Source organism: Alteribacillus sp. HJP-4, from assembly GCF_042139015.1.
Taxonomy (GTDB): Bacteria; Bacillota; Bacilli; order Bacillales; family Marinococcaceae; genus JBHIKY01.
Window position 1 is genome coordinate 1 of sequence record NZ_JBHIKY010000006.1, and the last position, 18,212, is coordinate 18,212.

22 protein-coding genes and 1 tRNA gene are annotated in these 18,212 nt (G+C 40.1%); 19 read left to right on the forward strand and 4 right to left on the reverse strand.

All coding sequences use genetic code 11. From position 1 onward, the window contains the following. Window positions 1-277: 277 nt before the first annotated feature. The 6 genes from ACE4RR_RS06825 to ACE4RR_RS06850 all read left to right on the forward strand — a co-directional run bounded on the left by ACE4RR_RS06825 (window position 278) and on the right by ACE4RR_RS06850 (window position 4,580). Window positions 278-1,339 (forward strand): metal ABC transporter solute-binding protein, Zn/Mn family, encoded by a 1,062-nt coding sequence (locus tag ACE4RR_RS06825; RefSeq protein WP_375534663.1) that lies wholly within the window; start codon window positions 278-280, stop codon window positions 1,337-1,339. 85 nt (window positions 1,340-1,424) lie between these two features. After that, on the forward strand, window positions 1,425-1,847 hold the full coding sequence (locus tag ACE4RR_RS06830) for a BrxA/BrxB family bacilliredoxin (RefSeq protein ID WP_375534664.1): 423 nt from the start codon (window positions 1,425-1,427) through the stop codon (window positions 1,845-1,847). Between the two features lie 297 nt (window positions 1,848-2,144). Beyond that, window positions 2,145-2,507 (forward strand): hypothetical protein, encoded by a 363-nt coding sequence (locus ACE4RR_RS06835; protein ID WP_375534665.1) that lies wholly within the window; start codon window positions 2,145-2,147, stop codon window positions 2,505-2,507. Between the two features lie 139 nt (window positions 2,508-2,646). Then, a tRNA-Arg gene (locus tag ACE4RR_RS06840) sits at window positions 2,647-2,721 on the forward strand. Window positions 2,722-2,988: 267 nt separating this feature from the next. Next, window positions 2,989-4,008, forward strand: a complete 1,020-nt coding sequence (locus ACE4RR_RS06845; protein WP_375534666.1) for an aromatic acid exporter family protein — start codon at window positions 2,989-2,991, stop codon at window positions 4,006-4,008. Window positions 4,009-4,052: 44 nt separating this feature from the next. Next, complete coding sequence (locus ACE4RR_RS06850; RefSeq protein WP_375534886.1) at window positions 4,053-4,580, forward strand: L,D-transpeptidase; 528 nt, start codon at window positions 4,053-4,055, stop codon at window positions 4,578-4,580. 123 nt (window positions 4,581-4,703) lie between these two features. Here the strand turns inward: ACE4RR_RS06850 and prli42 are convergent, their stop codons facing one another. Then, complete coding sequence (gene prli42 / locus ACE4RR_RS06855) at window positions 4,704-4,796, reverse strand: stressosome-associated protein Prli42 (RefSeq protein WP_375534667.1); 93 nt, start codon at window positions 4,794-4,796, stop codon at window positions 4,704-4,706. Window positions 4,797-4,916: 120 nt separating this feature from the next. On the opposite strand from prli42, the gene mce reads away from it, so the two are divergent. The 3 genes from mce to ACE4RR_RS06870 all read left to right on the forward strand — a co-directional run bounded on the left by mce (window position 4,917) and on the right by ACE4RR_RS06870 (window position 7,049). After that, window positions 4,917-5,351: a methylmalonyl-CoA epimerase gene (gene mce, locus ACE4RR_RS06860; protein WP_375534668.1), complete on the forward strand. Its 435-nt coding sequence runs from the start codon at window positions 4,917-4,919 to the stop codon at window positions 5,349-5,351. Continuing rightward, window positions 5,341-6,462 carry a M20/M25/M40 family metallo-hydrolase gene (locus ACE4RR_RS06865; protein WP_375534669.1) on the forward strand — a complete coding sequence of 374 codons (1,122 nt, stop codon included), beginning with the start codon at window positions 5,341-5,343 and terminating at the stop codon, window positions 6,460-6,462. The genes mce and ACE4RR_RS06865 overlap by 11 nt, the downstream gene beginning before the upstream one ends. An 86-nt stretch (window positions 6,463-6,548) precedes the next feature. After that, window positions 6,549-7,049: a transcriptional regulator, SarA/Rot family gene (locus ACE4RR_RS06870; RefSeq protein WP_375534670.1), complete on the forward strand. Its 501-nt coding sequence runs from the start codon at window positions 6,549-6,551 to the stop codon at window positions 7,047-7,049. Here ACE4RR_RS06870 and ACE4RR_RS06875 read toward each other — a convergent pair. Continuing rightward, the gene (locus ACE4RR_RS06875) at window positions 7,046-7,231 is read right to left on the reverse strand and encodes a hypothetical protein (protein ID WP_375534671.1); all 186 of its coding nucleotides are present in this window, start codon (window positions 7,229-7,231) and stop codon (window positions 7,046-7,048) included. The two genes, ACE4RR_RS06870 and ACE4RR_RS06875, sit on opposite strands and share 4 nt — an antisense overlap. Window positions 7,232-7,301: 70 nt before the next feature. Between ACE4RR_RS06875 and ACE4RR_RS06880 the strand changes: the two genes are divergently transcribed. The 7 genes from ACE4RR_RS06880 to ACE4RR_RS06910 all read left to right on the forward strand — a co-directional run bounded on the left by ACE4RR_RS06880 (window position 7,302) and on the right by ACE4RR_RS06910 (window position 14,275). Next, on the forward strand, window positions 7,302-8,531 hold the full coding sequence (locus ACE4RR_RS06880; RefSeq protein ID WP_375534672.1) for a DNA polymerase IV: 1,230 nt from the start codon (window positions 7,302-7,304) through the stop codon (window positions 8,529-8,531). Window positions 8,532-8,710: 179 nt separating this feature from the next. Then, window positions 8,711-9,151 carry a YaaR family protein gene (locus ACE4RR_RS06885; RefSeq protein WP_375534673.1) on the forward strand — a complete coding sequence of 147 codons (441 nt, stop codon included), beginning with the start codon at window positions 8,711-8,713 and terminating at the stop codon, window positions 9,149-9,151. A 185-nt stretch (window positions 9,152-9,336) separates the two neighbouring features. Then, on the forward strand, window positions 9,337-9,810 hold the full coding sequence (locus ACE4RR_RS06890) for a low molecular weight protein-tyrosine-phosphatase (protein ID WP_375534674.1): 474 nt from the start codon (window positions 9,337-9,339) through the stop codon (window positions 9,808-9,810). Beyond that, complete coding sequence (locus ACE4RR_RS06895; protein ID WP_375534675.1) at window positions 9,807-10,658, forward strand: fructosamine kinase family protein; 852 nt, start codon at window positions 9,807-9,809, stop codon at window positions 10,656-10,658. The genes ACE4RR_RS06890 and ACE4RR_RS06895 overlap by 4 nt, the downstream gene beginning before the upstream one ends. A 181-nt stretch (window positions 10,659-10,839) precedes the next feature. Next, window positions 10,840-11,832, forward strand: coding sequence for a class I SAM-dependent methyltransferase (locus ACE4RR_RS06900; RefSeq protein WP_375534676.1), 993 nt, complete (start codon window positions 10,840-10,842; stop codon window positions 11,830-11,832). 147 nt (window positions 11,833-11,979) lie between these two features. Then, window positions 11,980-13,812: an asparagine synthase (glutamine-hydrolyzing) gene (gene asnB / locus ACE4RR_RS06905; protein WP_375534677.1), complete on the forward strand. Its 1,833-nt coding sequence runs from the start codon at window positions 11,980-11,982 to the stop codon at window positions 13,810-13,812. 121 nt (window positions 13,813-13,933) lie between these two features. After that, a complete protein-coding gene (locus ACE4RR_RS06910; protein WP_375534678.1) occupies window positions 13,934-14,275 on the forward strand; it encodes an NAD(P)-binding protein in 342 nt (113 codons plus the stop codon). Here ACE4RR_RS06910 and ACE4RR_RS06915 read toward each other — a convergent pair. Together ACE4RR_RS06915 and ACE4RR_RS06920 are read right to left on the reverse strand one after the other, a co-directional pair. Then, a complete protein-coding gene (locus ACE4RR_RS06915; RefSeq protein ID WP_375534679.1) occupies window positions 14,211-14,882 on the reverse strand; it encodes a glycosyltransferase family 2 protein in 672 nt (223 codons plus the stop codon). The two genes, ACE4RR_RS06910 and ACE4RR_RS06915, sit on opposite strands and share 65 nt — an antisense overlap. A 31-nt stretch (window positions 14,883-14,913) precedes the next feature. Beyond that, complete coding sequence (locus tag ACE4RR_RS06920) at window positions 14,914-16,116, reverse strand: carotenoid biosynthesis protein (protein ID WP_375534680.1); 1,203 nt, start codon at window positions 16,114-16,116, stop codon at window positions 14,914-14,916. A 97-nt stretch (window positions 16,117-16,213) separates the two neighbouring features. On the opposite strand from ACE4RR_RS06920, the gene ACE4RR_RS06925 reads away from it, so the two are divergent. The 3 genes from ACE4RR_RS06925 (at window position 16,214) to ACE4RR_RS06935 (ending at window position 18,131) form a co-directional block, all read left to right on the forward strand. Next, entirely contained in the window at window positions 16,214-16,873 is a 660-nt protein-coding gene (locus ACE4RR_RS06925) for a phosphatase PAP2 family protein (RefSeq protein ID WP_375534681.1), read from the forward strand. 82 nt (window positions 16,874-16,955) lie between these two features. Beyond that, window positions 16,956-17,456 carry a PTS sugar transporter subunit IIA gene (locus ACE4RR_RS06930; RefSeq protein WP_375534682.1) on the forward strand — a complete coding sequence of 167 codons (501 nt, stop codon included), beginning with the start codon at window positions 16,956-16,958 and terminating at the stop codon, window positions 17,454-17,456. 96 nt (window positions 17,457-17,552) lie between these two features. Beyond that, entirely contained in the window at window positions 17,553-18,131 is a 579-nt protein-coding gene (locus ACE4RR_RS06935; RefSeq protein WP_375534683.1) for a PRD domain-containing protein, read from the forward strand. Window positions 18,132-18,212 lie beyond the last annotated feature (81 nt).

An 18,212-nucleotide genomic window follows, 5' to 3' on the forward strand; every position in this document is an offset into this window, starting at 1 on the left:
AATTTATGAAGTATTATAACAATGAGCGTATCCAAGAAAAATTAGGCTACCATACACCAATAGATTTTGGTGACATGGTAGCCTAAGAAGGTGTTTTATTACTGTCTCATATAACTAGGTCAGTCTAGAGGATTGGTTTTTTTATGAAATAAATGGGCTGATAGTCTATATTCTTGTTAAATAGAATTATTCTTGTTTACAAATCGTAATTCATACGATAAACTACAATAGTCATAAAACGTAATGATTACGAAAGGTATGTCGAAAGGAGTAACCGATGAAGAAAGTCTTGTTTTTGCTATGTATACTGACTTTTATGATGGTGATAACCGCTTGCTCATCGAATGAGCAGGATGAGGGCAGTGAAACAGAAGGGAAAGAAGATATTTTAAAGATATATACGACTCTATATGCCTGGGAAGCTTTTGCAGAAAAAATCGGCGGTGAATACGCAGAGGTTGAAAACCTCGTTCCAGCCGGAGCAGACGTCCACAGCTTTGAACCAACTGCTCAAACATTAGTGGACGTGGCAGAAGCTGATGCGTTCATCTATAATGGAGCAGGGATGGACGGATTTGCAGATGCTATTAACGAAACAGCAGAAGAAGAGGGCACGGCCTCAATTAAAGTTACTGAAGATATGGCTCTGCAAGAATTTACAGGTCATGACCATGAAGCTGGAGAAGAAAAACACGAGGAGAATAGTTCAGAAAATGAGGATGAACATAATCACGCAGAGGAAGAAGAGGCTCATGAACATGGAGAGGGAGAAAGTCACGAAGAAGAGGATCACGCTCACAGCGATCAAGATCCACACGTTTGGCTGGATCCACTATTAGCTGCTGAAGGAGCAGAAAAAATTAAGAATGAGTTTATTGAGTTAATGCCTGAACACAAAGAAGATTTTGAAGAAAATTATGCTGAATTACAAAATGATCTGAATGAACTTGATGAAGAATTTACAGCGATGGCAGAGAGTGCTGAGAAGGATACATTTTTAGTTTCTCATGCCGGTTACGGATATTGGGAGGACAGATATGGTATTAATCAAATAGGTATTTCCGGTTTATCGCCTAATAATGAACCATCACAGAAAGATCTACAAAGCATTATTGCTCTTGCGGAAGAAAATAATTTAAACTATGTGATGTTTGAACAAAATGTATCTTCTAAAGTCGCTGAGGTAGTTCAGGAAGAAGCGGGAGCGGAGGCATTGTCTCTGCATAATTTAGAATCGCTGACGGAAAAAGATATAGAATCAAAAGAAGATTATTTCAGCATCATGAGAAGTAACATCGAAAATCTAAAAACTGCACTGTCGGAAGGCGAGCAGTCTTAATTGATTTTGAAGTGAACTTACTTGTTCTTTTCTCATATTTTTCGGTACAATAAATATGAAAACGAGAAAAGGAAGGGATGGTTTTATGGATTTTAACTTTTATATAAATGACGTGGTACAAACAGCAAGAAATGAAATGGAAGAAGCGGGCTACACCTCGCTGAACACTCCTGAGGAAGTAGAATCAACTCTTACACAGGAAGGTACAACGCTAGTTATGGTGAATTCTGTCTGTGGCTGTGCAGGAGGAATTGCACGTCCAGCTGCTGCCTACATGAAAAATTATGAAAAGAAGCCGGATCGTTTTGTCACCGTATTTGCTGGTCAGGATAAAGAAGCAACAGATAAAGCACGCTCTTATTTCACTGGCTATGCACCTTCATCGCCTTCCTTTGCGCTTGTCAAGGATGGACAGATTCAACGGATGGTAGAACGCCATGAAATTGAAGGCCATGAGCCGATTGAAGTTGTTCAGAAGCTCGAAAAAGCATTTGATGAATACTGTTAAATAATAAAAGAACATTCTCAAATACACTGTAACGGTTTATGAAGAAAACGAAGTCCGGCTCGATTTAAACTGGACTTCGTTTTTTTCTTTAGTACCGCACCCGAATTAGACGTTTTTTGTATGCTTACTTAATAAGTCAACGTTTCTAAAAGCTAGACTTTCTAACCTCATTTCTTCTATAGAAGTGTTCCCTACGGGTTCGGATAAAATACTTCTGCTTTTACGTCCGATTGATTACTTGAGTATGATATAATGGCTTTTGATTATTCAATAGCAACATAAAAAGGCGGAATGAAAATGGATCAATATTATGAGCAGGTACAAATTTACTTGAATATGGATGAGGAAATTGAGTTTACTGAATTCCGAAAATATTATCAGGATGTAATTAAGGCATTGGATGGACAGGCGGAAGATTTTAGGGAAGAAGATCTTTGGAAATCACTATTTGTAGTAGAGAGCATCATGTCAAACGCAGAAAACAGAGCAAAAACTGTTAAAAAATCTTCTGAAGCAAAAAAATATAAAAAAATGGCAGAACGGACAAAATATTACGCTCAGCATTTTACTAAGCGCCTTCATGACCTTGGATATGATCAAGATCAAATCGCAGAAAAATTTGAGAAAATGCTGCGAGATGGAGAAGCGATGGAAAAATAACATCCTCAATATGGCGGCTGCCGGGATCTGCCGAACAGTCGTCTTAATTAATATATTTAAATAATATTGACTTTTTTAGAGAATTTATGTAACATAATTTATGTCGTCATTTACTCCTGACTAAAAACATGATAATAATGCGCCTATGGTGAAATGGATATCACGCGAGATTCCGGTTCTCGTATTCCAGGTTCGAATCCTGGTAGGCGCGCCAAAACCTATACATATATAAGAATATAGAAAAAAAACTGGCGGTCTGCCAGTTTTTTTATTTTCTTAAAAGAATTAAGAAAGAATTTGTTGATTTCATCCCTGCAGGCGGACGCTTTCCACGGGGCTTGGTCCTCGACAAGATGACACTGCCTACGGAGTCTTTCCCTCAAGCTATTGAAGCCAAGTTTTTCAAAATAAGATTTGTTTTTATGTGCTTGTATCGATGAAGAGATTTCTATATATTTGAGGAAGAAAGGAGAGGCAGCTATTGGGAACATTTAAAATTGGGTACAGGACGTTAAAGACTGCTGTAGGAACGGCTCTAGCCATATTTACAGCTCAGCTGCTTCAACTTGATTTTTATGTTTCTGCAGGTATAATTACGATTTTATGCATTACTGTGACAAGAAAAGATTCCCTGCGGGCGTCGGTAGAAAGAGTAATCGCCTCCTTGATTGGTCTTGCGATCGCCGGCCTGTTGTTTGAAATAATTGGATATCATCCAATTACGCTTGTCATCTTATTTCTTTTATTTATACCTACAGCTGTTGCTGCCGGAGTGAAAAGAGGGGTAGTAACAAGTGCGGTTATTATGCTGCATCTCTATACATTGGAAAATGTATCATTTGATATTCTTTTGAATGAGACAGGACTGGTAATTATCGGTACTGGTGTAGCACTGTTGATGAATGCATACATGCCCGATGCTGAAAAAAAGCTTATTTGGTACCAGGTAAAGCTTGAAGACTGCTTTCGTAAAATATGGCAGGAGTATGCTGCTTATCTTCGTGAAGGAGATGTCCTTTGGGATGGAAAGGAGATTTCTGAAGTATCTGCAATAATTGAGGAAGGAAAAGGGGAAGCCCTAAAAAATATCGAAAATCATTTCTTAAGAAATGATGATTATTTTTATCACTATTTCAAAATGAGAGAAAAACAATTTGCGGTCTTAGAAAGAATATTACCATTCATTTCTTCTCTTGACCGCTCAGTAATACAAGGAAGAAAGATGGCAGAGTTCATGGAGGAATTAAGCGAAGCGGTATCTCCCGGGAATACAGCAGGATATTTTCTAATGTCGCTCGAGGAGCTGAGGAGGGAAATTAAAGAGATGGATCTTCCGGTAACCAGGGAAGAGTTTGAAGTTCGGTCCTCCCTGTTCTATATTCTTCATGAGCTTGAAGAATATTTGCTCATTAAAAAAATGTTCAAGCCTGACCCTAAAAGAACTCATACGGTCTCGGGCAAAAGGCTGAATAGAGATAGAGGAAATTCAGATACTAATTAACACCATAAGGTAAATGAGGTGTTGGTATTTTGAAAATCCTATCCATGTTTCTTATTTTCTCACTTCTCTGGCCATTAAATTCAGAGCCGGAGCCGGGAGACCCCTACATTATTATTAATAAACAAACGAATCATCTAGTTTACATTGAAGATGGGGAAATTGGGAATCCATATCCAGTGGGAACAGGAAAAAAGCAGGACATGACGCCGGAAGGTGAATTCACAGTGGTAGTAAAAGCAGTCCGTCCGTACTATCGCAAATTAAATATCGCAGGCGGAGATCCGAAGAATCCTCTGGGAAGCCGGTGGATCGGTTTTGATGCAGATGAAACCAATGGACGGATTTATGGAATTCACGGCACCAACAGACCGGAGTCTATCGGACATTATGTGTCACAGGGGTGTGTGCGCATGAGGAACGAAGAAGTTGATGAATTATTTGAACGAGTAAAAGAAGGTACTAAGGTGTTAATCGTGAATGAAAATAAAAGCTTTGCCGCGCTGGCGGCTGAACGACATCTAATACCATCTGAAAAACCATACTACCTTGAAGAGGATCTTGGTCATTTATAATATATGGTGGAAGCTGCCGGGAAGAGAATGAATGAAAAACTTTTCTGAACTCAGGATCCAAAAGGGGAAAGCTTTCCTTAAAGTATAAATAAAAACGGGGCTCCTAAACGGCCCCGCTTTTTACTACATAAAAGTAGCAGCACCTGTCAACAGGCTGCCGACTACAAGTGTAATAATCATAATGTAAATAACCGTTTTTTGAAATTTCTTTGGCATGCTTGTCCCTCCAAACGAACAATATTAACTTCTATTTTAAATTGAAACTGGTAATTCCTCAAGTATATTTCTGATAAAATAGATGCAGGAACCAATATCCTGCGGAGGAGGACGAGATGAATGAATAACCCCCCGGAAAGAATTGATCATATTGGGATTGCAGTAAGATCAATAAAAGATCAGCTGCCATTTTATTTAGACCATTTACATTTAGAGCTTGCAGGTATGGAAGAAGTAAAGGAACAAGGTGTAAAGGTTGCATTTATTAAAATTGGCAATTCAAAAATTGAACTGCTCGAACCACTTGGCAACGAGGGTCCGCTTCATACTTTCTTAGAAAAAAAAGGAGAAGGAATTCACCACGTGGCGCTTGGAGTAACTAATATTAACGAAAGGCTTAAAGAATTAAGAGACTCAGGAATTCGTACTCTTCAGGATAAATCGTCAAGAGGCGCAGGTGGAGCAGAAGTTGCTTTTTTACATCCGGCATCTGCTGGAAAAGTATTATATGAATTATGCGAACCTAAAAAGCAGGAGGATTTGTATGATAAATGAAAAAAGATTAATTGAAGTATTTAAAGAATTAGTACAAATTGATTCAGAAACAAAAAATGAAAGAAAAATTGCCGATATCTTAAAAGAGAAGTTTACGGCTCTCGGGCTCGAAGTGACAGAAGATAATGCAGAAGAAACTACAGAACATGGTGCAGGTAATTTAATTTGTACATTAAAGGGGAACGAGGAGGGAGTGGAAACTATTTATTTTACATCCCATATGGATACTGTCGTTCCGGGAAATGGCATAAAGCCCATTGAAGAAAATGGCTACATAACATCTGATGGAAGCACGATTCTTGGAGCAGATGATAAAGCCGGCATTGCTGCGATGCTGGAGAGTATAAAAACGATACAGGAAAATGAAATTCCTCATGGAACTATTCAGTTTGTGATCACGGTCGGCGAAGAATCAGGTCTTGTCGGAGCTAAAGCACTTGACTCCTCTTTGCTTCAGGCGGATTATGGCTATGCGCTTGACAGCGACGGTGAGGTAGGAGAGATAGTTGTAGCTGCTCCATATCAGGCAAAGCTGAAAATTATAGTTAACGGAAAAACAGCTCACGCAGGGGTAGCGCCTGAAAAAGGTATTTCGGCTATTACTGTTGCTTCTAAAGCGATAGCGAATATGCCGCTTGGCCGAATTGATGAAGATACAACTGCCAATATTGGACGGTTTGAAGGCGGTTCACAGACTAACATCGTCTGTGACCAGGTCGGAATACTCGCCGAAGCGAGATCCCTTGTAAAAAATAAGCTTGATAAACAGGTTGCTGCCATGGAACAGGCATTTAAGAACGCAGCTGACAAGATGGGATCTAGTGCAGAAATAGAAACGGAGCTGATGTATCCCGGTTATAAACTTTCATCCTCCGACCAGGTAGTGGCTGTGGCAATGAAAGCCGCAGAAAGAATAGGAAGAAAACCTAAATTACTGCGAAGTGGCGGAGGTAGTGACGGTAATATTATAAGTGGATACGGCGTCCCTACGGTCAATCTTGCAGTAGGCTATGAAGATATTCATACAACAAACGAAAAAATTCCCGTAAGTGAATTAGTGAAAATAACTGAAATGATAGGTGCGATTATTGAGGAAACTCTGGCGGATTGAATAAGGCCATGGTCAATCAGGATGCTGTGCTTAGAAATTATTTAATTTAGTACTGCACCGTATTTAATCGCTAAAGGAGAGAAACTATGGAAGCAAATCATCCGAATTATCATACCCTGCTGAATTTATTCCGGGGGATGCATAAAGTAATCGAAGAGGATTGGCAGAACTCAGCGAAACAGTTAGGTATCACGCAGGCAGAACAGCATATCTTGTGGATCATTCATATGGAGAAGAAAGCGACGATGTCGCGAGTCGCTGAAATTGGACTTTGGGATCTCTCAACGGTAATGCAGATTGTAAAACGATTAAAAGAGAAACAACTAGTTACCACAGTAAAAAATGATAACGACCTGAGAGTTTCGTATGTACTACTCACTGGAAAAGGAAAAAAAGTACGTGAGGCTTCCAGTGAGCTGGGACATCGAGTTCTTGAATTTATTGAGAACTTTTTTGAGGAAAGTAATGAAAATAAAATGTTTCTGGACAATCTACATCATTTTTTAAGAGAGGCTAATAAGGAATTTCATGGAAATGATTTTGTGCAGTGGGTTGATAAAACAAGCCAAACGCTGGAGCAAAGCTAGTGTATAGTTGAAGGGGCGTACAGAGTGCGCCTTCCAAACTCCATTGATTCAAGCACTAATTCTTCTGAGCAGCCTAATAAAACTGCAAGCTCACTTACAGTGGGTTTTTTTTCTGTTGTAAGCTGAATGAGTTTATTTAAAGTTTCTACAAATAAAAGTGTCTTTTCATAATAGGTTTGCAATGGCGGGCCTCCTTTTGGTTACATCCTAACACAGCATTAAATTTTTTCCCAGCTTAAGAAGTGGTAAAATATGATTATAAAAGCAGTGAAGGGGGCAGGATTGATGCAGATGCAATCGTGGAAGGGCAAAGTCATTTTTCACATTGATATGAACAGCTTTTATGCTTCGGTTGAACGACTGTACGATCCTGCATTAAAAGGCAAACCACTCGCAATTGCCGGAAACCCAAAGGAACGACGGGGAATCGTAGTCACTGCAAGTTATGAAGCCAGGGCAAAAGGTGTGAAAACGACCATGCCTGTGTGGGAAGCATTAAAAAAATGTCCGGAGTTAATCATTCGACCACCTGATTTTATAAAATACCGGGCAGCTTCACAGAGGATGTTTGAGTATTTAGAAAATTTTACTGATCTGGTGGAGCCGGTGTCGATTGACGAAGGATATATGGATATGACGGCAGCATTTAAAGAAGGGGCAGCTGTCGATTTAGCAGCACATATTCAAAATAGGTTATATCGTGAGCAGGGTCTTCCTTGCAGTATCGGTGTTGCACCCAACAAATTTTTAGCGAAAATGGCCAGTGATATGAAAAAGCCGATGGGTATAACAGTCCTTCGCAAGCGGGAGCTGCCGCTTAAATTATGGCCGCTCCCGATCGAAGAAATGCACGGTGTGGGAGAGAAAACCGCAGCAAAACTAAAAGAATGGAATATTACTACCATCGGCGGTCTCGCACAATATTCGGAATCTTCCTTGTATACGCGGTTTGGCATTATGGGAAGCAAGCTGTATCAACGTGCTAATGGTGAAGATTTCCGTGATGTTAATCCGGAAGCGGCAAATGAAACGAAGAGTGTTGGAAGTTCAACAACGCTTCCTTATGATGAAGATCAATTTGTAGAACTTAAAAAAGTCATTTACAAACTGGCTGAAAAAGTAGAAGAGCGTATGAAAAGAAAACAGGTTTGTGCTCCATCACTGCAAATTCAAATACGCTATAGTGATCGAAAAAATGTTTCCCGTAGAAAAAAATTGCAAAATCCAGTCAAGAAAGCGGCGGATATTAATCGAGAAGCCCTGGTTCTTTTTAATAAATATTGGACCGGTACACCTGTCCGACTACTTGGAATAACAGGAGCGGAAGTTATTCCTCTTTCAGAAGAATATAAACAGTTAGATTTGTTTTCTTACGAAAAAGATATAAAAGAAGCAAAACTTGATAAGACACTTAAAGAATTATCAGACAAATATGGAACTCATACCTTGAGAAGAGGAAACAGAAATGATACAAACTCTTGAACAGTGAAAACTGCTCAAGAGTTTTTTGTTTTAAATATCAGAGTTTCGAACCGATAGTATAGATAGAGTAAATCGTCTGGATTTTGCAATAAATAATTTACTTTTGTCCCAGCCACTTTTCTAATCTGATTTGTGTTAAACTATATGAATATAAATTCTATATTAAAGGCGTGAAATAGATGGAAATCCAACGTCTAGGAAAAATACAGCCAGAAAAACCAGCTGCAAGAAGTCAGCAGGCAGTTGAGCCTAAAGTTTCTTTCACTGAAATTATGAGTGGGCGCCGCCAGGAAAAATCCAACGAACGCTACACGCAGATGATGGAAAGAATTGAAGATCAGGGGAAGACACTTGCAGAATCGAGAACAGTGGAAGAACTGCGCAAGTATAAACAAATGGTCAGGGAATTTATGAAAGATGCGGTAGACCATGGTCTTTCTTTAGAAGAAAAACGAGGGTTTAACCGAAGAGGCCGTACAAAGATTTATAAAGTAATAGAAGAAGTCGACAAAAAACTGCTTGAGTTAACAAATGCAGTCGTTGAAAAAGAAAAAAATAGTCTGGAAATTTTAGATATGGTTGGAGAAATTAAAGGCTTACTAGTGAATGTTTATACTTGAGATGAGTACGGTTGAAAATCCGTTTCTGCCTGAAAAGTGCAGGGCGGTTTTTTTACACTTTAAGTAAAACTCATCTTCAATGATGAAATTTTTCAATATTTGACCAGGTGTATGGCCAGGTTTTTAATAACTTTGAAAGAGACTGCGGGGATAGGTATAATGATGTAAAAAGGGAGAATGATGAAGTGAAAGTAAGAGTTTTATTTGTATGTTTAGGAAACATTTGCAGATCACCAATGGCTGAATCCATTTTTACATATAAAACAAAACAGGCTGGTCTCGAAAATTTTATCGAGTCAGCGTCCGCAGGTATTGGTAACTGGCATGAGGGAGATGCTCCGCATCGTGGTACACTGAAGGTGCTCGATAATCAGGGTATTGATGGTACATCGCTTCGGGCCAGCCAAATTAAAAGCAGTGATGCCGTTGAATTTGACTACATATTAGTGATGGATGATGATAATATGCATGCATTAATGGATTTGAAAATGACAGAACAATCTGCTTTTATAGGAAAGTTACTTGATTTTCATCCGTTTCAGCGCGGCGGCAATGTTCCTGATCCCTATTTCAACGGGAATTTTGACGATACATATTTATTAATAGAGAGTAGCTGTACTCACTTTTTAGAATGGCTGCGAAAGCGGGAGAATCTATGAATGCAAAACTGGAAAAAAGCTTAAATGCGATCGGTGTAAATGAGAAGGTTTTAGATGTAAAGGAAATAACGGGGGGCAGTATCAGCTCCGCGTATTTAGTCAATACGAAAAGCCAGAGATATTTTATTAAGTGGCATGATGAAGCCCCAACTGACTTTTTTAGGCAGGAAGCTTTTGGTTTAGAATTTTTAAAGGAACCGGATGCACTTCCAGTTCCGGAAGTTTATGGATGGGGAAAGAAGTTTATTGTTATGGAACCTGTTTCAGGAAATGCCACCTCACATTCCGATGAGCTTCTTGGCCGCGGTTTAGCAGCACTGCACTCTGTAACTGGAACATTTTTTGGCCTCGAAGAAGATAATTATATTGGGGAGCTTCCTCAAGGAAACAGCTGGGAAGTATCATGGATAGATTTTTTGCGGGAACAGCGGTTGAGACCACAGATAGATTTAGCGCGTATGCTTGGCAGGCTGCCACTGGAACGAGCAAGAAAAGCAAATTATATTTTAAATCACCTCTCGAAATGGGTTCCAAAGGATCGGCAGGCAGTAAAGCTTCACGGGGATCTGTGGGGTGGAAATTGGATTACTGGAAAAAAGGGTATTCCCTATTTGATTGATCCTGCAGTCTGGTATGGGGATTATGAGTTTGAGCTGGCCTTTACATTTTTATTCGGAGGGTTTTCAAAAAGAGTGTATGATGCGTATGGGGAAATCATCCCAATCTCGTCTGAATTTAAAGAACGGATGCCTTTATACCAACTGTATTATTTATTTGTCCACCTTAATATTTTCGGTGAAGCATATGGCGGAAAAGTGGATGCAATTTTATCAGCCTATACAAAATAAAATGTTTATTTATCCGTGCAAAAACCCGGCAGAAGCCGGGTTTTGTCGTATTTTAAGGTTTATTAGAATAATTTAAGGGGAACGGTAGTTCAACATGTGAGAGAGAATCTCTCTGCTCATAACACAATCTGCTTACAGTACTTTTCTGTACGCTGCAAGTATACTATAAATGAGGTGAGAGATGATGCTTCAAGAATGGAAGAAGCTGCTGCAGGCAAGAAAATGGATGAAGAAAAATGAATCATTTCTGCCTACATGGCATGCTCATTTAGGATACAGTCTGGATTTGTTTGATCATTTTAAAAAGCCAGAACATCCTGAAAAGATAGCGGATGTATACCAGCTTGATAAAACTCTGTTAAACCGCTGGGTAGAGGTCGGTCTTGCAGTCGGCCATTTAAACAATAAAGGTAATGGAAAAATAAAAAGTGATAAAACATGTATTCAATATATTTCAAAACACAGTCCTGATTCAGTAGGAGCACTTTTAAAAGAGATGTTGGAGCTCCATATCCCGACAATGCTTGCTTATAAAGACTTGATGGCAGGCAGGGAAAAAATTAACTATATGGAAGCTGATTTTGGCAAGACCGTAGCGGAAACATCTGAATTATTAGAGACACTGGCCTTTCCCAAAGTAATGAATTGCATAAAAAAACATAAAGTAAAATCTGTTATAGATATGGGATGTGGATACGGAGGATATCTCCACCGCATTCATGAGAAAAAACCAGGCTTATCATTGACTGGAATTGAAATACATGAAGAAATAGTCGAAGAGGCAAAAAAAAGAATGGCTGACACAACAATAAATATAAAGCATGAGGATTTAACAAATTTGGAGACCGGGAAGGCAAAAACAGATCTGATTATGTTGAATAATATTCTTTATTACTTTCCCACTGATGACAGACAGCAGCTGTTTGAGAAGGCAACCGATATCGTATCAAATAAAGGAAGAATGCTAGTGATGACCCCCATCCATGATGCAGCACACGGAAAAGCATTTTCGGCTGCTTTCAATAGCTTTATGTCTGCACACGATAACCTGTTTCCTCTCCCTTCAGAAAAAGAGATCAAACAATACGCCAAAAAAACCGGCTGGAAGGTTAAAGATGTTGACCCGATTGTGAAAGAAGGCGGCTGGTATTTGTTCCACTTGAAGAAAGTATAAAGATGAAGAGTAATTAAACCGCGAACTATTGGGTAATTTTTCAAAAAACATGATTTTTGTTGAATGCAGCAAAAATATATATTCGCACACCATTTCTCCCTCCGGAATAGCATAAAAATAGATATGCATCCGGAGGGGGATTTTGGTATGTGCGGCATTACAGGATGGCTTTCCTATGATAAAAACATGGAAAGGGAACGAAAAACAGTCGAAAGCATGACAAACACTCTCTCATACAGAGGTCCGGATCAACAAGGATTTTATGGAGAGAAGCATATTGCTTTCGGCCATACCCGACTCATTGTTATTGACCCGGATGGCGGAAAGCAGCCGATGATAAAACAGCACGGGTCCAATAAGTACGCACTTGTTTATAATGGAGAGCTTTATAACACAGAAGCATTACGGCGGCAGCTCTTGAAGAAAGGCCATACCTTCAGCTCACATTCAGACACTGAAGTGCTGCTGACTGCTTATATTGAATGGGGACCGATGTGTGTAGAAAATTTAAATGGAATTTTTGCTTTTGCTGTTTGGGATGAAGAAAGAGAGACTTTATTTTTAGCAAGAGACCGTCTCGGTGTAAAGCCGTTATTTTACACTTGCCCGGACAGGGAATTTCTTTTCGGCTCTGAAATTAAAGCTTTGCTGGCAAACGACAAAGTAAAGGCGGTAATCGATGAACAAGGAGTGGCGGAGCTCTTCAGCCTTGGTCCATCGAGAGTGCCGGGCAGTGCGGTGTTTGCCGGAATAAACGAATTAAAGCCTGCTCACTGTATGACAATTACGAGGACCGGCCGACGTGAGAACCGTTATTGGGATGTGAAAAACTACAGGCATGAAGAAACATTGGATGAATCCGTAAAACAAATTCATAAACTTTTGAGCGAGGCTGCCTCCAGGCAGTTAATATCAGATGTTCCAATCAGTACTTTTTTATCCGGCGGGGTTGATTCAAGTGCTTTAACAGCATTTGCAGCGAAGGAATCAAATTACTCCCTGCGAACGTTTTCAATTGATTATGAAGAAAATGATAAACATTTCAAAGCCAACAATTTTCAGCCCGATAGTGATAGAAAATATATTGATCAAATGATAAAAAAAGCAGGTACCAGACATGAATATTGTGTTATTTCCATAGAAGATTTAATCGATGGTCTTGAGGAAGCTGTGGTTGCAAGGGATCTCCCTGGGATGGCTGACATCGATTCCTCTCTATTGTGGTTCTGCAGAGAAATAAAAAAACATGCGGTTGTTGCTTTATCCGGGGAGTGCGCTGACGAAGTATTTGGGGGCTATCCATGGTTTTACCGGGAAGAATTGCTCAATCGCAGCGGTTTTCCGTGGATGGACTCCATTTTAGAACGACAGAAGCTTCTGCATAAAAACTGGGGTAAAAATATTCAACTTAAATCTTTTATGATAAATAAATATAACGATACCATCGCCCAGACTCCGCTCAGCAGCAGTGATTCTGAGGCACAGCGCAAACATAAGCAAATGGTGTATTTGAATATGCATTGGTTTATGAGCACACTCCTGGAAAGAAAAGACAGAATGAGTATGCGCGCAAGCCTTGAAGTCCGCGTCCCGTTTGCAGATCATCACCTTGTTGAATATATGTGGAATATCCCTGGGGAATGGAAGCAGCTAGATGGAAAAGAGAAGGGCATTCTTCGGAAAGCGCTCGAAGGAGTTCTCCCAAATGATGTTCTTTACCGAAAGAAAAACCCTTACCCGAAAACGCACCATCCAAAATATACGGAGTTGATTGCTCAAAAACTTGAAACCGAAGTAATGCAAAAAGATGCTCCAGTTTTTGAGCTGCTCGATCGTAAACGTGTTAAGGATCTTATTGATTCTAAAGGCGCTTCTATGCCGCTGCCCTGGTTCGGTCAGTTAATGACCGGCCCGCAGCTGTTAGCGTATATCTATCAAGTAAATGTATGGTTAAAGAAATATAATATTACGGTAAAATAACTACTGCACTAGGATCTGACCTGCTTCATTTCTGTAGTTTTGAAAATTGTACAAAGGGTATATAAACTTATACAAATGTTGAAAAATCCAACGCAGTGTTTAAACAGTTAGGGGCGGTTTAATGCCTGAAAAGAATATCATTATTATAGGGGCGGGTCCAGGGGGGTTAACTGCAGGTATGCTGCTGCAAAACAGTGGGTGCCGGGTCACAATTTTTGAAAAACAGTCCTATGTAGGAGGCAGGACTTCCAGCTTCCAAAAAGACGGATATACGTTTGATTTAGGGCCGACGTTTTTAAGCATGCCGCACCTTCTCGAGGAAATATTCGAGGAATGCGGCAGATCTCTTTATGACTACGTAAATCTGAAAAGAATTGAGCCGATGTATGAACTCATTTTTAATGATACATCCTTTTTTCCGGGCACAAACAGAGAAAATATGAAAAAAAGAATACAGCAATAAAAGATCCATGAGCAGCCGTAAAGGCAGGGTGGAGGGATGTATTCGCCCTGCGTATAGGTAAATGAAAATAAACAAGAAAATGCTGCATTGGTACAAGAATGCTGCTGAGGAGACCCTTTATCGGAAAATGTGGAAAACCTGTAACCATCCCGGCTTGAGACTTCTCTAAAAGTGCAGAGACTGCGGTAATAGTTTCGGGATGAAGAGAAACATCTGCATCTAAAAAAAAGTATATCTCCCCGCCAGCCTTTCCGGACAATTGGTGGCAGGCATGTACCTTACCACTCCAGCCTTTCGGCAGTGGCTTACCATGTATTATTTTTATATTACTCCAATCGCAAGTACCTTTCTCAAGCAAAGAAAGAGTATTGTCATCCGATTGATCATCCAGTAGGAGATATTCCGTATTCGAATATGTAAGATTTTCTAAGCTTTTCAGCAGATTGGGAATATTTTTTTCTTCGTTCCGCAATGGAACGAGTACACTTACTCTTTTATTACCTGAATTCGGAGATCCAGTATTTGAAAGGACCGGAAGACTGACCATGTTTACGGCTGGCCATATTCCAAAAGCGATCAGGAGGCTTGTAATCACAGCAATTAACATGGATGAACTTTCTCCTTTTTTAGACCAGCTGTTATTTCAAGAAAGAATTTCGATACCCTTCACTCAATGGTGTATTCCCTTTAACGAGGAGGCTGAAACGGGACAGCTCTTCATGTATAACAGCTGAACGAAGCTGGTCCAGCTGTTCTGTTAAGATTTTTTCAAATTGAGATGTAATTTTATGACGGTTAAGTGTTTGAAAATCTTTTTTTTGGCAGCTGCGACCAATTTCCAAGAACACCTGAGGTTTCTGTTCATGTATAAATGAATAATAAACGCTGACGGGTATAAAGAGAACCTCAGGATGTTTTTTCGCAAGATAGGCAAGACCACCCATAAATTCCAGCGGACGCCGCTCTGCATGCTTTTCTTCACCCTGCGGAAATAACCAGATACTTTTATCGTTATCAAGAAGCGAAGAAGCATACCGCAAAGAGAGGAGGACTTCCTTTGACTTTTTCTTATACACCGAAAAAGCACCTAACTTCTGGAAAAAAGGGTAGGAGGAAAGACCCGTTTCATCCATCATCGCAAAGCTGTCATGCAGAAGAAGTTCACGGTTTGCATAGTGAATGATGAGTGGATCCCACCAGCTGCTGTGATTTACAAAAAACACCGCTGGAGCCGGGACAGCTGGAGGATGAAACCTAAATGAGATTCTGTGGAAGTGCTTTTTTAAAATAGCACGGTTATATTGATGAAACATCCATTCAAAGGCCGGCTGTTTTGCCGCTTTTTTCATTAAGCATCTTCCTTTCTGAAGAGATTTTAATAAAAACAGCCGCGCAGATTGCCGCTGCAGCAGCTGCCCAGAGAGCCCGCCCGCGCCCAACATGTGCGATCTATTTATAAAAATGAGAATTCGCTTAGCCAGTACGTGAGTGGTTGCAGTGACCATCAGCCATGCGAATCCGATAGTAATGGGTACTCCCTGCACCATCATCCCAAAATCAGAGTTATAGAAATAATCACCAAAGAACACTCCGTATGCCACTCCGAATCCTTCTGCTGTCATCGTGAATAAGAAAATATACAGCGAAAGCAGCATACCTCTTCCAGTTCCATAGCTTCGAATAAAATATAACATCCCTAACAGGCCTGCCAGAATAAGAAATACGGAGTTTGACCATTCAAGCGCAGGGGGAATTAATTGAAAAGATAATAAAATGATACCGCATATGTACCATATCAGAAACAATCGGTAAACCCATGTATCAAAATGCACAGCAATCACATAAGCACCTCTTCATCAAATCTTGTATAATTGTTTTCCTTACCTGTTTACGATAAATTCAAACCTCATAACTGATGAAAATGGTGAAATAATATATATGGACAGAAACAATGTAAATATACAACGGGCCGTACTAAGTACTGCTGCTCTGCTGGTATCCCTGCTGCTTCTAGCGGTGTTTGCAGAGCTTTCTGAAGAAATTAAAGGAACGGAGCTGCGTGCCTTTGACAGAAAAGTGATGGAAACTCTTCCTGACTACATCTCACCACCAGGAGCCGCACTGTTTCAATTCATAACTTCGCTCGCATCGGCGGAATTCACTATTATAATGACAACCTTAATTAGCATGCTTTTAATTGTGAAGAAAAAATGGAAAGAAGGGTTGCTTTTTATCGCAGCAGTCGGCGGTGCTGCCGTGTTTAATGATTTTTTAAAGCTGTCCTTTCAAAGAAATCGGCCGGATTTAAATCAGATTATTGACGCGGCAGGCTTTAGTTTTCCAAGTGGACATGCAATGAATGCTATTTCACTTTACGGAATGATGATGGTGCTCACTGCAATTTATGGACAGAGCAAACTATTAAAAATCTCCCTGAATCTGATATTAATGCTGTTAATTCTTGCGATCGGATTCAGCCGAATATACCTTGGTGTTCATTATCCGAGTGATGTAGCCGCAGGATTTGCTGCTGGGGGGGCGTGGCTGACCGTGACAGCTGTGCTCTTTTACCTCATTAGAGATAAATCCGGAAATTAAGTTATATGCAAATCACCTAAATAGCAATGATCACGTTTCAAGTACCTGTAATAAGGCTATAGAAAACGAGAGGTGAATAAATATGCTGAAAAAATTATTCGGAAAAAAAGAAGAACCAAAAGATGTAATTATTAAATCGCCTGCTACTGGCACCTATGTGGATCTAACCGAAGTGCCGGACCCAACTTTTTCAGAAAAAATGATGGGGGACGGCTTTGCAGTTGATCCATCCGAGGGAAGAGTCGTATCGCCTGTAAACGGGAAAGTTGTTCAAGTTTTTCCCACCAAGCACGCGCTTGGTATTAAATCAGACGGAGGTCTCGATATTTTAATACACATCGGGCTGGAGACCGTCTCCATGAACGGAGAAGGCTTTGAAAGTCACGTAAAAGAAGGCGACAAAGTCAAAGCCGGTGATACATTAATCGAATTTTCTCTTGACGAAGTGAAGGAAAAAGCGAAAAGCACACTCACTCCGGTTGTGTTCACTGAAGCTGAGCAGGTAGAGAGCCTTGCCCGACAGGAAGTGTCAGATTTACGCGCGGGAGAGAGCGAAGTTGTGACTGTAACCATTAAATTATAAGAGGAGGCGGTGTCCATTGCGGGCACCGCCTTTTCAATGGCGGCAGCTTTCAGTACAATAGAGAGAAATCAGGGGATGGGACGGGGAGAGGAAAAAATGAAAATAATTAAAATATTGAATCATAATGCCGCTATTGTAGACGATGGTCAGCAGGAAAAGGTAGCAGTAGGGGCGGGAATAGCTTTTCAAAAGAAAAAAAATGACATTGTGGATGAAACGGCAGTGGAAAAGCTTTTTATATTAAATGAACTGCAAAAGAAACCTTTTAAAGCTTTGTTCGGCTCTGAAAATAAAATGGATGCAGCAGCTATGCAAAGAAACATAACCTGGCTTGAAGAACATCCTGATCAGCTCCAGGCTCATATGGAGTCGCTCCAATTCATGACGAGTGTAATGGAGGAGGAGCTAAAGGCTGACTTTTCTAAAAATAGTATTGCATACGAAGGTCTCCTCACTCATTTATATATCGCTCTAAAATCCGCGGATCAGGGAGAACATCTTTCAAAGCCGCCTGAATCAATGATTGAGATGATGAAGCTTGGCTACCCGCAGGCATTTAAAAGTGCTGAGAAAGCTGTATCCGCTCTGCATTCCCATTTTGGCCTGAAACTGCCGGAGGATGAAACCATTTATATAGCAATGCATGTTCAGCGGTTAATTCAACAGGGCACCTGAAATAGGCATATCAACCCGTTGTGAAACTGTCTTTCCCCAATAGTCAAATGTCTTTGTCTGTGCTATACTGTGTGATATTCA